The sequence below is a fragment of the Lysinibacillus sp. NPDC097195 genome, from assembly GCF_044762075.1.
In the GTDB taxonomy this organism is placed as follows: Bacteria; Bacillota; Bacilli; order Bacillales_A; family Planococcaceae; genus Lysinibacillus.
Genome location: NZ_JBIWDP010000001.1, coordinates 13,130 through 26,474, shown reverse-complemented (window position 1 = coordinate 26,474; position 13,345 = coordinate 13,130). Strand labels below are relative to the sequence as shown.

Sequence of the window (13,345 nt, the reverse complement as noted above, 5' to 3'; positions counted from 1 at the left end):
CGTGATAGCACTCTAGTTAAACAGCGTAATAAAAAGTGCTTTCTATAAGAGCACTCCCGAAACATTGATTTCCGCTACGAGTGGACGCTTTTCGCAGGCACAAAGTAAGCAGCAAACCTTGATAACGCGTGATTTGTGGCTTACTTTGTGAACGGTCCTGCAGAGTTCGCCCGCCCTCTTTCCCTACCTAGGAAATAAGGGCAAATCACTGATGTCTTTACTAAAAAACAAAAGTCCTCTCAATGAGAGGACTTTTGTTTTGCCTTATGATTTATTGCGCTTATCATTGTAATCAATCCAGAAATCTGCACCTTTTATTCCTAGTTTACGAGGATCAAAAACAGGGTCTTTGCCTTCTTTTTTCTGTTTCTCGTAATCTCTTAATGCGACGATTGCAGGTTTCATAATAATTAAGATGGCAATGACATTAATCCATACCATTAAGCCTAAACCAACGTCCCCCATTGCCCATGCAAGATCCGATGTACGAATCGTCCCAAAGAATGTTGCGATTAAAAAGGCAAACTTCGCTATCCAAATAAAAATCTTTTCGGTTTGGCCCGAGAATAAATAGGCCACATTGGTCTCTGCTATATAGTAATACGCCATAATTGTTGTAAATGCAAAGAAGAATAAAGCGATTGCTACGAAGCCTGAACCAATGCCAGGTAATGAAGATTCCACCGCATATTGTGTATACGCAGCACCTTCTTTAATACTTTTAGCAAACGTAATTTGTTCATCACCTGTCAGCCCGTTTTGATTAAATTCTCCAGTGTAAATAAACGGATCTGTACCTTCAGCAGCCTTTTCATTCTGCACATTATACATACCTGTAAATAAAATCATAAATGCAGTAGCTGAACAAACTAATAATGTATCAATGTAGACAGATGCTGCTTGCACAATACCTTGTTTAGCAGGGTGTGAAACTTCAGCTGCTGCTGCTGGATGCGCTCCAGTTCCTTGACCAGCTTCATTTGAATAAATACCACGCTTAACTCCCCAAGCGATCGCCGAACCAATAATACCTCCAAACATTTCTTGCGCACCAAAAGCACTAGAAAAAATTAATGAAAATACAGCAGGTACTTGTGAAATGTTCATGAAAATAATAACGATTGCCATCAAAATATAAGCTAAAGCCATGAACGGTACAACTACTTGTGCAACATTTGCAATCGATTTAACACCACCGAAAATAATAGCTGCTAATAAAACAATAATAATGATTCCTGTAATCCAAGATTCCATTCCGAAAGCGTTTTCAACAGCAACCGAAATTGCATTCGATTGAACGCCAGGCATTAATATTAACATAGCGATTAGCGCTGCCACCGCAAAAATTACAGCAAACCATTTTTGGCCCATTCCTTTTTCAATGTAAAAGGCAGGACCCCCACGATATTCGGTATCTTTCTCTTCTTTATAAATTTGCGCTAATGTCGACTCAACATATGCCGTCGCCGCACCGATGAAGGCAATGGCCCACATCCAGAAGATTGCTCCAGGCCCCCCCATAGCGATTGCAGTTGCCGTACCAGCAATATTACCTGTACCAACACGACCTGATAATGCAATCGACATTGCCTGGAAAGAAGAAATTCCTTTTTCTGATTTTTCCCCTTTAAACATTAAGACGAACATATCCTTGATAAGTCTTACTTGCAGGAAACGTGTAATAATCGAAAAGAACAAACCAATTAATAAAATACCATAAATAAACCACGGTCCCCATAAAATACTGTTCAGAAAACTTACAATACTTTCCATTTTACCCCTCCCAAAATATGAATATTGTTACTTTAAGACATTATAGTATTACATTTTTCTGAAAATTACAACATTATTTTTAAGTTACTATACATCTTATTCAACAATATTTTTCGGGAGGGAAACATTCTATCGAATTATATATCCAATTCTACGCATCGCATTATTAACAAAATCTCTAATATAGAGAAAAATCTCTTCTCGCTCTACTTCATGGAAAAGATTATGGTAGCACTTCGCCCATTCTTTAAACTGAAATTCAGCAAATTCTTGCTGATGAAGCCAATTACGTGTTTGTCTCGTTTCAGTAATGCTATCCCTTTCACCAGTCATAATTAGCATCGGCGTATTCGGAAACTCAGCTTTCGGCATGATGGCCAAATTACGCATCATTTGTTGCAGTTCACGATACCACTTAACTGAAATTACCGACATAAAAGGAAACTCATCCTGCATTTCCTCTCGTCCCTCAATACTACGTGTTAATTTCTCAAACGTAATATCGTGTGTCATTTTAACGCTTGCTGTCAAAGCACTTAAGCTCGTTAATGCATTTGATAGTTTACCTGGTTGTAAATTCAAATGTAGCCACGGCGATGTTAAAACAATTCCTGCACACTCGTATTTTCTCTTATGCATCGTATGAAGTATTAACGTTGCTCCTAGTCCATGTCCTATTAAAAACACTGGCAAATCATATGAAAAAGCATTTTCAATTAAATGCCTTGTATATTTGTTGTATTCCTTAAAGTCCTCATCATGGACACGAGATAGTTTTGCATTTGCCCCATGATTCGGTAAATCCCCCATGACTACGTGGAAGCCTTCCATTCTGAGTTTTTCAATAAGCCATGCGTACCAACGGTGATTTTCATATGCACCGTGAACAATAGCAATCACAGCTTTCGCTTGTCCATCAGCTTCCCATTTCCACATTCACATAGTCCTCCTAAATAAATAGTTACACAATAATTATAACGAAATATGCTCGTTATTATAAAATTATATTTGCATAAAATTGCGTATTTGATACGATAATACTACATCAAAGTAAGAAAAGAGGCGATTAGCATGATTTATCCGTATAAAGACAAAACACCTTCTATCGATCCATCTGTTTTTATTGCTGACTTTGCAACCATTACTGGTGACGTAACAATTGGAGCCGAGACAACAATTTGGTTTAACACCGTGATTCGAGGCGATGTGTCTCCAACAATAATCGGTAAACGCGTAAGTATCCAAGACCTTTGTTGCCTACATCAAAGTCCAAAATTTCCATTAATAATCGAAGATGAAGTAACCGTTGGGCATCAAGTGACATTACATAGCTGTACAATTCGAAAAAATGCGTTAATCGGTATGGGATCAATCGTGTTAGATGGGGCAGAGATAGGAGAAGGTGCATTTATTGGTGCGGGTAGTCTTGTACCTCCAGGTAAAATTATTCCCCCTAATTGCTTAGCATTAGGACGTCCAGCTAAAGTTGTACGAGAATTAAATGCTGAAGATAAAGCAGATATGGAACGTATCGTCCGAGAATACGTAGAAAAAGGACAATATTACAAATCTCTTCAAAAATAATGGATACTAAAGTAGTGAGAACTGCCGATTTCGGTGTAAGTTGCTTGCATAACAAACACTGTTATATTGGAGATAAAATAAATTCGCGAATCCCTTCCAAGATAAAGCGCTAGCATGCTTAGCGTAAAAGGATAGACGCGAATTTTTTTTGCTATTCATTGCCTTAACACTGCGTCTTGATATTCCAAGCTCATTCATAAAAGTGCCTTTTAAAATCTGTGATAACCGCTCTGCTAAAAGCAAATAAAAAAGGGGCACTATAACAGCCCCTTTCAATAAAACATTTGCGCACGCTTTTCACAAAATGCTCTTTACAAAACAGCTTATAGACTAGCTTTTGCTCTTAATGCATCAGCCTTGTCCGTATTTTCCCAAGGTACATTTAAGTCAGTACGACCAAAGTGACCATAAGCCGCCGTTTGTTTGTAAATTGGGCGACGTAAATCAAGCATTTTAATAATGCCTGCTGGACGTAGATCAAATAGTTCGCGCACCCATTTTACGATGTCGCTTTCACTTACTTTACCAGTACCAAATGTATCAACAGCAATGGATACTGGTTGTGCTACACCAATTGCATAAGCAAGCTGTACTTCAGCACGTTCTGCTAAACCAGCAGCAACGATATTTTTCGCCACATAACGTGCTGCATAAGCAGCTGAACGGTCTACTTTTGTAGCGTCCTTACCTGAGAAGGCACCACCACCATGGCGCGCATAACCACCGTATGTATCCACGATGATTTTACGACCAGTTAGTCCAGCATCCCCTTTTGGACCACCAATAACAAAACGGCCAGTTGGGTTAATGAAATATTTCGTTTCAGCATCTAATAATTCATTAGGTACTACTGGTGCAATGACGAATGCTTTTAAATCTGCTTGAATTTGCTCTAGAGTTGCTTCTTCATCATGTTGCGTCGAAATAACAATTGTATCCACACGAACTGGAATGTTATTTTCATCATACTCGATTGTCACTTGTGTTTTACCATCTGGACGTAAATATGCTAATTCACCTGATTTACGTACTTCTGTTAAACGACGTGCTAATTTATGCGCTAAACTAATTGGTAAAGGCATTAATTCAGGTGTTTCATTACATGCGTAACCAAACATTAACCCTTGGTCACCTGCGCCAATTGCTTCGATATCTGCATCTGTCATTGAGCCTTCACGTGCTTCTAAAGCTTGGTCCACACCTTGAGCAATATCCGGTGATTGTTCACCAATTGCTACTAGTACTGCTAAGTTTTCAGCATCAAAGCCGTATTTGCCGCGTGTATAGCCGATTTCTGCTACAGTATCACGCACAATACCTTTAATATCTACATAAGTAGAAGTAGTAATTTCCCCTGCTACTAATACTAATCCAGTTGTGACAGTTGTTTCACACGCTACACGTGCATTTGGATCTTCCTTTAAAATAGCATCTAAAATTGCATCCGAAATTTGGTCACAAATTTTGTCTGGATGTCCTTCTGTTACGCTTTCTGATGTAAACAATCGACGGTTTGTCATTTAGTTTTCCTCCTATTACTCTTACAAATAACATTTGCGAAATGAATACGGTACTCATTACCCATGTCAAGTTCGCTCCTAAAGGATTGAACTTCCAAGCCGTTGTTGCTTTTAACATGAGGATTTCGAAAGATCCGTCATTATAATAAGGAAAGAATTGTATATACTTACCTTTACATTCATTATGAAAATAAAAAAAATCCTTTTCTCACGTACTGTACATGAGGAAAGGAATAATGACTTCATAACCTTTCACTCTTATCGTTCAAGGGTTATCCCCTTGCATCAGGTTGGCACCAGCGCATGTCGTGAATAGTTCATGCAGGTTGCCGGGTTTCACAGGGCCTGACCCTCCACCAGCTCGGGATAAGAGTATCCGTTCAATTTCCCATCTTACGTAAAAGGTCGAACGTTGTCAATTATTTTATGACATTTTGCAGAAAAGTATTCAAAACTCGAAAATAATTTTTGAATTAGTATAGATTATTAAGGCAATTGTGTTATACTATTTTTGAAATTAAGAAAAACTCCTTCATAACGAGGGAATATTATAAAAAAGGATGGTATTTAATCGATGAATTCAGTAGAAATTGCAAACGAACTGAAGGAATTATTAAACGGCGGGAACATTAACGTTCAACTTTCAGTACCACAATTAGCGGAAAAAGCTACATCTCGTGGTGAGGCTATGTTAACAGTAGATGGCGCAGTTCGTGCAGAAACTGGCAAATACACTGGTCGTTCACCTAAAGATAAATATACGGTAGAAGAAGAAAGCACAAAAGATCAAATTGACTGGGGAAAAGTAAACCAACCAATTTCTTCCGAAGTGTTTGATAACTTATATGTAAAAGTAGTTAAATACTTAAAAGAACGTGACGAATTATTCGTATTCAAAGGCTTTGCAGGTGCTGACAAAGATTCACAATTAAGCATCCAAGTAATCAATGAATATGCATGGCACAATCTTTTCGCCCATCAATTATTTATCCGTCCAACTAAAGAAGAATTAGCTTCTCATGTGGCTGACTTCACAGTTATCTCAGCTCCTAACTTTAAAGCTGATCCAGCTGTTGATGGTACAGCTTCTGAAACATTCATCATTGTATCACTTGAAAAGAAAATTATCTTAATCGGTGGCACTGAATACGCTGGTGAAATGAAAAAATCTATTTTCGGTATTATGAACTACCTATTACCTCAACAAGGCATCCTATCTATGCACTGTTCAGCAAACGTAGGTGAAGCTGGCGATGTGGCATTATTCTTCGGTTTATCAGGTACTGGTAAAACAACATTATCAGCTGATCCTGACCGTAAATTAATCGGTGATGATGAGCACGGCTGGTCAGACAATGGCGTATTCAACATTGAAGGCGGTTGCTATGCAAAAACAATCAACCTTTCTGCTGAAAAAGAACCAGAAATCTACAACGCAATCCGCTTCGGTTCTGTTCTAGAAAACGTAGCTGTAGATCCTGAAACACGAGTTTGTGACTACGATGATGGTTCATTAACAGAAAACACACGTGTTGCTTACCCAATTCAATTTATTGAAAATATCGTTGATCCATCTGTTGCAGGTCATCCAAAAACAATCATCTTCTTAACAGCGGATGCATTTGGCGTTTTACCTCCAATCAGTAAATTAACAAAAGAACAAGCAATGTATCACTTCCTAAGTGGTTTCACTTCGAAACTTGCAGGTACTGAACGTGGTGTAACAGAGCCAGAACCAGTATTCTCTACATGCTTCGGTTCTCCATTCCTTCCACTTCCAGCAACGGTTTATGCTGAAATGTTAGGGCAAAAAATCGACGAGCACGGCGCACAAGTATTCTTAGTAAACACTGGTTGGACTGGTGGCGAATACGGTACAGGTAGCCGTATGAAACTTTCATACACTCGTACAATGGTACGTGCTGCAATCGATGGCAAACTAAATAATGTGGAAACGACTCAAGATGCTGTATTCGGCTTACACATTCCGACAGCAGTTGAAGGTGTACCATCAGAAGTGCTAAACCCGCGCGATGCATGGGCAGACAAAGCCGCTTACGATGTGAAAGCTGCTGAACTTGCTGCTTTATTCAATGACAACTTCAAGAAATTCTCAAATGTTTCTGAAGCAATCACTAAACTTGGTGGTCCATTAAAATAATGTTGTGCCGAAGGGAACGATTTATTCGTTCCCTTTTTCTTTACCCCTCTTCTATAAAAATAACACTATTATAGATGGTTTAGGAGGATACATATGAACAAAAAATACAAAATATTAATAGGTGTCGTCATGTCATTAATCATCTTGTTTATTGGGGCTGGTTTTATTGCTGGCAATTATTTTTATAACCTAGCGTTAAATCCAAAATCTGATAAATCAGCTGTTCTCGATGCACCACATAATTTAATTGCTACAAACCCGAAAGAAGTGAAAGAGAATGAGGCACGTGAAAAATGGTTTAACAGTCATTATGAAGAAACAACTATACAATCAGTCGATCAACTTAAGCTACATGCCTATTCCCTTCTAAATGAAAATAAAACAAATAAATGGGCCCTTATTTTCCATGGTTATTCCAGTGATGGTTTACAAATGACTAAGTATGCAAAACACTTTTATGATATGGGCTATAATGTACTCATTCCCGATGCAAGAGGTCATGGAAAAAGTGAGGGAGACTATATTGGAATGGGCTGGCATGATCGACTCGATGTCGTGTCATGGATAGACAACACTGTTCAATCACAAAATGATGCAGAAATTGTTCTTTATGGGGTTTCAATGGGAGGTGCTACTGTCATGATGGCATCAGGCGAAAAACTCCCTTCCAATGTCAAAGCAATTATTGAAGATTGTGGTTATGCTTCTGTTTGGGGAGAATTTTCATATCAACTAAAAGCCATCTTCCATTTACCAGCCTTTCCAATTATGTATTTTGCATCAGCTGTAACAAAAATGAAAGCTGACTATACACTTGGCGAAGCTGATACAGTTAAACAGGTGGCTAAATCACAAACACCAATGCTATTTATACACGGCAGTGACGACACATTTGTCCCTTCTTCTATGCTTGATGAAGTATTTGAAGCGGCCAATGTGCCAAAAGAAAAACTTCTTGTTGAAGGTGCTGGACACGGGCGCGCTGAAAGTGTTGCAGGCACAACCTACTGGGAAACAATTCAATCTTTCTTAAGCAACTACGTAAAATAAAAAGTGCCAATAAAAGGTGCCTGGCACTCACACAATTCCCAATACTAAATTAGTAAAAATCCACTGTAATTTCTGTGGCAATGTCCAAGATACCAGATGCAATAAACCAAGTATAACAAGGTTTCATCTTATCTTGCAGCCACAGAACGAACCCTGGATTTTTATTATTTAGAGCCTCATAAAGTGCCAGGCACTCATACAATTCAGCGGGTTACTGTTTTTTCATCCATTCGCACAATGCTCGCACCGTTTCACGATTTTGCGCAGGTGGGTACTGGTGTGCAAATCGGTAATCATACCAAGTTTCATATTTTTTGTTGGCATCCTCTAAGTAAAATGCTAATTGTCTTGCATGCTCAATATCAACATTTTCATCCCGATAGCCGTGAATAATAAGTACCGGTGCTGTAATCTGGTCAATTTCAAATAAAGGTGTGCGTGCATCATAAGCTTCCGGTACACGATTAGGCGTTCCCCCAATGACACGTTTCATCATGCGACGCATATCGGCACGTTCCCAATAGGTAGCTGTTGCATCAGAGACACCAGCCCAAGAAACAACCGATGTGATATCCTTACGCAAAATGGCTGTCCACAGTGCCATAATACCGCCGCGAGAAAAGCCAAACACATGAATATGATCATTGCAAAACTGCTTTAATACATCAACTCCATGTACTGCATCATATCGATCCTGTCCTGCAAATTCATCTCGTCCTTCCCCACCGCGATTCCCTCGATAGTAAGGGGCAAAAACGATAAAGCCTTGAGCGGCAAACTGTGCAATCCGCGCTGGCCTCACCATACCGATGCTTTGCATCCCACCACGTAAATATAAAATACCATCATATGTACCTTCTGCTTTAGGCTCCGCTAATAAGCCTTTGACCCGTAATCCAAGTGATACATAAGTTATTTCCGTTAAGCGAATAGCTGGATTTGGTGAAGGGTATGGACGTTTTTCAACAATTTCACCATTGATTGTCAACGTGCTTCAGCTCCTCTAGCATTTTTAGCATGCCTTCATCCTTCATATGAAAGCTTAAATTTGGATGGTTGGCAAATTCTTCATCAGTGAGCCAGACCATACCCGCTGTCTCTAAATCAAACGCTACCTTGTCCTGACTAACAAATTGCGCAGTGAACACTGTTTTACAAAACAGTACTTCTCCGTGAACAGCGTATTCTGCAAACCAACGAAGATTTTTCACATGCACGCCAGTCTCTTCATATACTTCTCGCACAGCGGCTTGTTCTAATGTTTCACCAGGTTCTACCTTCCCACCTGGTACTTCCACTCCACGACGCTTATGAATTGTACATAACCATTTATGCTCATGCTTTAAAAAGACAAGGACGTGTTTCGGATCAACTTGAAACTCACCTTTTGTAAAGCTTAAATCCACTTGGTAACCATTTAAATCTGTAAATGAAAACATTCTAATCCACTCCTCGTATTATATTGTAACGAATGTATTCATTATGTTCTTCGTCTTATTATTTCGTAAATTGCGAGGTCATATAAAGTTCCTCCCACTACTTCAATAAGTAACCTAAGCAATTATATATGCTTCTGCGAAAGTGACATATACAAAATATGTAATCGATTTTGGAATTGCCCTGCTACTATGATATTGCACATTATCCTCAACAATCAACTTATAAGTTGACTAACCACCTGAAAATTAGCTATCGTAGGTTTGGCATAAGTGCTCTATCCTTTGTAATAAAAAAATGTCTAGCTAATTCGCTAGACACGTTTATTAAAATAAGGGAGCTGCTCTACAAATTCCTTTGTATCGTCATCCCCATATTCATGGATAAGAGCGTAAATTTTCTTTAAACGTAAATCTAATTCATCATTTTCTCTGTCCAAATGATATTGCAAATAGGGCAATTGTGCGCGCCAACCATTAGCAATTTCTAACATTTGCATTTGTTGAAATATTTTTTCAAAAACATCCAATGCTTGTCGATCTACATTAAGCTCAAAATTCCATTGTCCCTCATATGGATTTGTATAATACGTTTTCTGGGCAAGTGAAAAATAGACACGCTGACGATCCATATAAACCACCCCTTTTTCCTTAGTATGGTGGCAAAGAGCTTGTTTTATTCGCTGGAATGTCAAACTTCCTTCACAACTAAACTAGAGCTTCTAATTTATAATAGGTATAATGAATAAGAACGGAGTGATACAATGAGTTTAATCTCGCTCTTAACACTAGCCATTATTATTGTTATGTTGATAACAATCGCTACAATTGTCAGTGTGAACCGTGCTTATGCCTTTAAACATACGGTAGATGACAAGCCGAAAAATAGTTTCCATCACCATGATGAATAGTCCAAATTTGGACAAGTTGTCGTAACATCTCTTATACTTTTAAATAGAATTTGGAGTGAATACAATGGGTGTGCCATTACCAATAATAATTATGATTGCGATGATGATGCTCATGTTTGGCATCTCTGTCATTGTTATTCTCAAGAAAAAAGGCGATTTTTTTACACAAACAATTGATGCTAAGCCTGAGCAAACCAATACACATCACAAGGATGGTCAAGCATGAAATATCCCTTTATATGGCTCATTCAGTTTTACAGAAAATTCATCTCACCTATGACGCCACCAACGTGCCGCTTCCACCCAACTTGTTCTTCCTATGGACTCGAAGCTTTTCAAAAACACGGTGCTATTAAAGGTCTGATATTAACCGTTATCCGCATATTAAAATGCCAACCACTTCATCCTGGTGGCTTTGATCCTGTGCCTGAAAAATGGCCTTCGAAAAAGAATTAATTTTCGGAGGTCATTTTTTCTTGTACTTTTTTCTGATGTGCGTTATTATAGTAACTGTTAAAAAAACAAATCGTAATCATTACTATTTGAAAGAGGTATCTATTATTATGAAAAAAGTGTTTCTATTTTTCTTAGTTACTGTGCTAGCCCTATTTACAGCTGCCTGTGGTGATAAATCATCAACATCGAAACAAAGTGCGGATAATCAAGACAAGTTATCCGTCTATACGACTGTCTATCCATTAAGTTACTTTACAGAGCGTATCGGTGGCGACTACGTAGAAGTGTCTTCAATTTATCCACCTGGCTCCAATGAGCATACTTTCGAGCCTACACAAAAGGATATGATGAAATTAGCCGATGCGGATGTATTTTTTTATATTGGCTTAGGTTTAGAGGGCTTTGTTGAAAATGCTAAAAAGACATTAGCCAATGAGGATGTCACAATGGTCGCTACGGCAGCTGAACTTTCCGATGAACAATTAGCAATCAGCACTGGTCATTCGCACGACGAGGAAGACGAAGCTGACCATGAACATGGCGCTACGGAGGAAGATCATCACCATGACGAAGATGGAGATCACGAGCACGGTAGTGTTGATCCACATGTATGGCTGTCACCTGTTATTAGTCAAGATTTAGCATTATCGATTAAAAATACGTTAGTTAAAAAAATGCCAGCACAAGAAGCAACATTCACAGCCAATTATGAAGCATTAGTAAAAGAGCTACAAGATTTAGACAACGACTATAAAGCGATGGCTTCTGCAACTAACAGCAAAACTTTCTTTGTGTCACACGCTGCATTTGGTTATATCGCAGGTCAATATGGCTTCACACAAGTGCCAATTGCCGGTTTAAACTCACAAAATGAACCTTCCCAAAAAGAACTAACAGCAATCGTTGATAAGGCAAATGACTTAAATATTCATTATATTTTATTCGAGCAAAATGTTTCTTCTAAATTAGCCGAGGTCATTCAAAAAGAAGTGGGTGCGCAATCACTTGTATTGCACAATTTAAGTGTATTAACTAGCGACGATGTAAAAAATAATGAAACGTACTTTACTTTAATGAAGAAAAATATGAAGACTTTAGAAACTGCTCTAAATGAACAAAAGTAGTACACTGTCCTGAAGAAGGAGGTGCCCCGTAATGCATAGGGGACACCTCCTTTATTATGACGTATTTTTCTTGTGGCATTCTCTTTTCAGTCTTAACAAAGCTTTTTAGCTTTTTGTAGCCCACTATCGCATTAGTCTTCACAATGAGTGGACGAAGGGTCATGTTGCTTTCTAACATGACTTTTTCATTTTCTATATTAAAAACTATTTGAACAGGCTTGCTGCTACCTTGATCGTTATTCGATAATAGAGGCGTCTTCTCTACTATTTGCTCTAAAAGAAACGTTCGGTTTTCAAGCAAAGCTAGCCCCCTATTAATGTTAAAAGCATTCATTAATGGTTTTGTCAGAACTTCAACCCTACTTTTTTGCTGCCAATCTGCGTATTTTTCACTTGTAGCCGCTGGAAAACTTGCATAATCCCATGTGTGATCTTGCGCTAATTGTTTATCAGATACAAGGAAATAGTTATAACGTACCTCACCCATATGATCTGGCAAAGGATCATCCCATGTAACGTCAACATGATACCACGCATTATCAAGCTTTACTAACACCCACGCATGTAATTGTTCTCCTACTTTACCTGGTACATATTGTACTTCAAAGCCAAGCATTTCTAACATCCGATAAAGCACTAAAGCATAGGCTTGACAGACACCCTTGTTTTCGGTAAGCAACGTATAAGGGGAATATTGACTTCCTACACTATCTTTTGAATACTCAGAAGTTAAGACGATATAATCATGTGCAGCCTGTATTTTCTCCAGTTCGCTTAGTCCATGCATCGATGCAACAATAGTTGTCAATGATTGTTCTACAAATGCCTCCTCTTCCTGTGTAATATGATAGGTAAAACGAAATTGAATGACAATATTATTGGCATAGCCATCGTACTTCCATTGAAAACTGGAAATATTGGCGTAAATATATGGATCTGTAATAGCATGTTTTATAAGCGCTGTTAGTTGGTCTTTTAATTCAGATGTTTTACCAGTGTATCGAATATCAAATTCAGTTGATAATTGCATCACTTCATTCTGAATTTGCTGTTGTAATGTTTCTATTGAATTAGCTGTTGCGATATTGGGTTGTTCAGTATTTGCGAATACTTGCACATGACTCATTTGCAAAACAAATAATATAATGACAACATTATATATATATTTTCTCATATGAGTCATTCTCCTTTACTAAATAGTTTATGCCTCCCTATTAATTATTATGACAAGTGCCTGGCACCCAAACAATTTTGAATATTCAGAATTAAGTGGTCAAAAATCCACGTACGCCTGCAGCGACGCACAAAACGTAAGCTGCAACTAGCTCAG

At 38.3% G+C, this 13,345-nt stretch carries 14 protein-coding genes and 1 riboswitch; of the genes, 7 read left to right on the top strand and 7 right to left on the bottom strand.

The window, feature by feature from the left end:
• Nucleotides 1–264 precede the first annotated feature (264 nt).
• Complete coding sequence (locus tag ACIQXI_RS00160) at nucleotides 265–1,773, bottom strand: alanine/glycine:cation symporter family protein (RefSeq protein WP_402920101.1); 1,509 nt, start codon at nucleotides 1,771–1,773, stop codon at nucleotides 265–267.
• A 129-nt stretch (nucleotides 1,774–1,902) separates the two neighbouring features.
• Complete coding sequence (locus ACIQXI_RS00155) at nucleotides 1,903–2,709, bottom strand: alpha/beta hydrolase (protein WP_402920098.1); 807 nt, start codon at nucleotides 2,707–2,709, stop codon at nucleotides 1,903–1,905.
• 135 nt (nucleotides 2,710–2,844) lie between these two features.
• On the opposite strand from ACIQXI_RS00155, the gene ACIQXI_RS00150 reads away from it, so the two are divergent.
• Nucleotides 2,845–3,357 carry a gamma carbonic anhydrase gene (locus ACIQXI_RS00150; RefSeq protein ID WP_402920095.1) on the top strand — a complete coding sequence of 171 codons (513 nt, stop codon included), beginning with the start codon at nucleotides 2,845–2,847 and terminating at the stop codon, nucleotides 3,355–3,357.
• A 323-nt stretch (nucleotides 3,358–3,680) separates the two neighbouring features.
• On the opposite strand, the gene metK is transcribed toward ACIQXI_RS00150, so the two are convergent.
• Entirely contained in the window at nucleotides 3,681–4,877 is a 1,197-nt protein-coding gene (gene metK, locus ACIQXI_RS00145) for a methionine adenosyltransferase (protein ID WP_402920092.1), read from the bottom strand.
• 255 nt (nucleotides 4,878–5,132) lie between these two features.
• Nucleotides 5,133–5,250: riboswitch (SAM riboswitch) on the bottom strand.
• 201 nt (nucleotides 5,251–5,451) lie between these two features.
• On the opposite strand from metK, the gene pckA reads away from it, so the two are divergent.
• Together pckA and ACIQXI_RS00135 are read left to right on the top strand one after the other, a co-directional pair.
• Nucleotides 5,452–7,038 (top strand): phosphoenolpyruvate carboxykinase (ATP), encoded by a 1,587-nt coding sequence (pckA, locus tag ACIQXI_RS00140; protein WP_402920089.1) that lies wholly within the window; start codon nucleotides 5,452–5,454, stop codon nucleotides 7,036–7,038.
• Nucleotides 7,039–7,131: 93 nt separating this feature from the next.
• Nucleotides 7,132–8,088, top strand: coding sequence for an alpha/beta hydrolase (locus ACIQXI_RS00135; RefSeq protein ID WP_402920086.1), 957 nt, complete (start codon nucleotides 7,132–7,134; stop codon nucleotides 8,086–8,088).
• A gap of 211 nt (nucleotides 8,089–8,299) precedes the next feature.
• Here the strand turns inward: ACIQXI_RS00135 and ACIQXI_RS00130 are convergent, their stop codons facing one another.
• The 3 genes from ACIQXI_RS00130 to ACIQXI_RS00120 form a co-directional block, all read right to left on the bottom strand.
• Nucleotides 8,300–9,076 (bottom strand): alpha/beta hydrolase family protein, encoded by a 777-nt coding sequence (locus ACIQXI_RS00130; protein WP_402920083.1) that lies wholly within the window; start codon nucleotides 9,074–9,076, stop codon nucleotides 8,300–8,302.
• A complete protein-coding gene (locus tag ACIQXI_RS00125; protein ID WP_402920080.1) occupies nucleotides 9,060–9,527 on the bottom strand; it encodes an NUDIX domain-containing protein in 468 nt (155 codons plus the stop codon). The genes ACIQXI_RS00130 and ACIQXI_RS00125 overlap by 17 nt, the downstream gene beginning before the upstream one ends.
• A 311-nt stretch (nucleotides 9,528–9,838) precedes the next feature.
• Nucleotides 9,839–10,156 (bottom strand): transposase, encoded by a 318-nt coding sequence (locus ACIQXI_RS00120; protein WP_402920077.1) that lies wholly within the window; start codon nucleotides 10,154–10,156, stop codon nucleotides 9,839–9,841.
• Between the two features lie 132 nt (nucleotides 10,157–10,288).
• Between ACIQXI_RS00120 and ytzI the strand changes: the two genes are divergently transcribed.
• From ytzI to ACIQXI_RS00100, 4 genes are all read left to right on the top strand, one after another.
• Complete coding sequence (gene ytzI / locus ACIQXI_RS00115; protein WP_402920074.1) at nucleotides 10,289–10,435, top strand: YtzI protein; 147 nt, start codon at nucleotides 10,289–10,291, stop codon at nucleotides 10,433–10,435.
• 64 nt (nucleotides 10,436–10,499) lie between these two features.
• Nucleotides 10,500–10,661, top strand: a complete 162-nt coding sequence (locus ACIQXI_RS00110; RefSeq protein WP_402920071.1) for a hypothetical protein — start codon at nucleotides 10,500–10,502, stop codon at nucleotides 10,659–10,661.
• The gene (gene yidD, locus ACIQXI_RS00105) at nucleotides 10,658–10,891 is read left to right on the top strand and encodes a membrane protein insertion efficiency factor YidD (RefSeq protein ID WP_402920068.1); all 234 of its coding nucleotides are present in this window, start codon (nucleotides 10,658–10,660) and stop codon (nucleotides 10,889–10,891) included. Before ACIQXI_RS00110 ends, yidD begins: the two co-directional genes overlap by 4 nt.
• 107 nt (nucleotides 10,892–10,998) lie before the next feature.
• Nucleotides 10,999–12,015, top strand: coding sequence for a metal ABC transporter solute-binding protein, Zn/Mn family (locus ACIQXI_RS00100; protein WP_402920065.1), 1,017 nt, complete (start codon nucleotides 10,999–11,001; stop codon nucleotides 12,013–12,015).
• On the opposite strand, the gene ACIQXI_RS00095 is transcribed toward ACIQXI_RS00100, so the two are convergent.
• Nucleotides 11,957–13,189, bottom strand: a complete 1,233-nt coding sequence (locus ACIQXI_RS00095; RefSeq protein ID WP_402920062.1) for a transglutaminase domain-containing protein — start codon at nucleotides 13,187–13,189, stop codon at nucleotides 11,957–11,959. The genes ACIQXI_RS00100 and ACIQXI_RS00095 overlap by 59 nt on opposite strands.
• Between the last annotated feature and the right edge of the window lie 156 nt (nucleotides 13,190–13,345).

Excerpts from the sequence above, each read along its gene's own strand:
- ACIQXI_RS00160 (WP_402920101.1), bottom strand. The coding sequence starts at position 1,773 with ATGGAAAGTATTGTAAGTTTTCTGAACAGTATTTTATGGGGACCGTGG.
- ACIQXI_RS00155 (WP_402920098.1), bottom strand. The coding sequence starts at position 2,709 with ATGTGGAAATGGGAAGCTGATGGACAAGCGAAAGCTGTGATTGCTATT.
- ACIQXI_RS00150 (WP_402920095.1), top strand. The coding sequence starts at position 2,845 with ATGATTTATCCGTATAAAGACAAAACACCTTCTATCGATCCATCTGTT.
- metK (WP_402920092.1), bottom strand. The coding sequence starts at position 4,877 with ATGACAAACCGTCGATTGTTTACATCAGAAAGCGTAACAGAAGGACAT.
- pckA (WP_402920089.1), top strand. The coding sequence starts at position 5,452 with ATGAATTCAGTAGAAATTGCAAACGAACTGAAGGAATTATTAAACGGC.
- ACIQXI_RS00135 (WP_402920086.1), top strand. The coding sequence starts at position 7,132 with ATGAACAAAAAATACAAAATATTAATAGGTGTCGTCATGTCATTAATC.
- ACIQXI_RS00125 (WP_402920080.1), bottom strand. The coding sequence starts at position 9,527 with ATGTTTTCATTTACAGATTTAAATGGTTACCAAGTGGATTTAAGCTTT.
- ACIQXI_RS00120 (WP_402920077.1), bottom strand. The coding sequence starts at position 10,156 with ATGGATCGTCAGCGTGTCTATTTTTCACTTGCCCAGAAAACGTATTAT.
- ytzI (WP_402920074.1), top strand. The coding sequence starts at position 10,289 with ATGAGTTTAATCTCGCTCTTAACACTAGCCATTATTATTGTTATGTTG.
- ACIQXI_RS00110 (WP_402920071.1), top strand. The coding sequence starts at position 10,500 with ATGGGTGTGCCATTACCAATAATAATTATGATTGCGATGATGATGCTC.
- yidD (WP_402920068.1), top strand. The coding sequence starts at position 10,658 with ATGAAATATCCCTTTATATGGCTCATTCAGTTTTACAGAAAATTCATC.
- ACIQXI_RS00100 (WP_402920065.1), top strand. The coding sequence starts at position 10,999 with ATGAAAAAAGTGTTTCTATTTTTCTTAGTTACTGTGCTAGCCCTATTT.
- ACIQXI_RS00095 (WP_402920062.1), bottom strand. The coding sequence starts at position 13,189 with ATGAGAAAATATATATATAATGTTGTCATTATATTATTTGTTTTGCAA.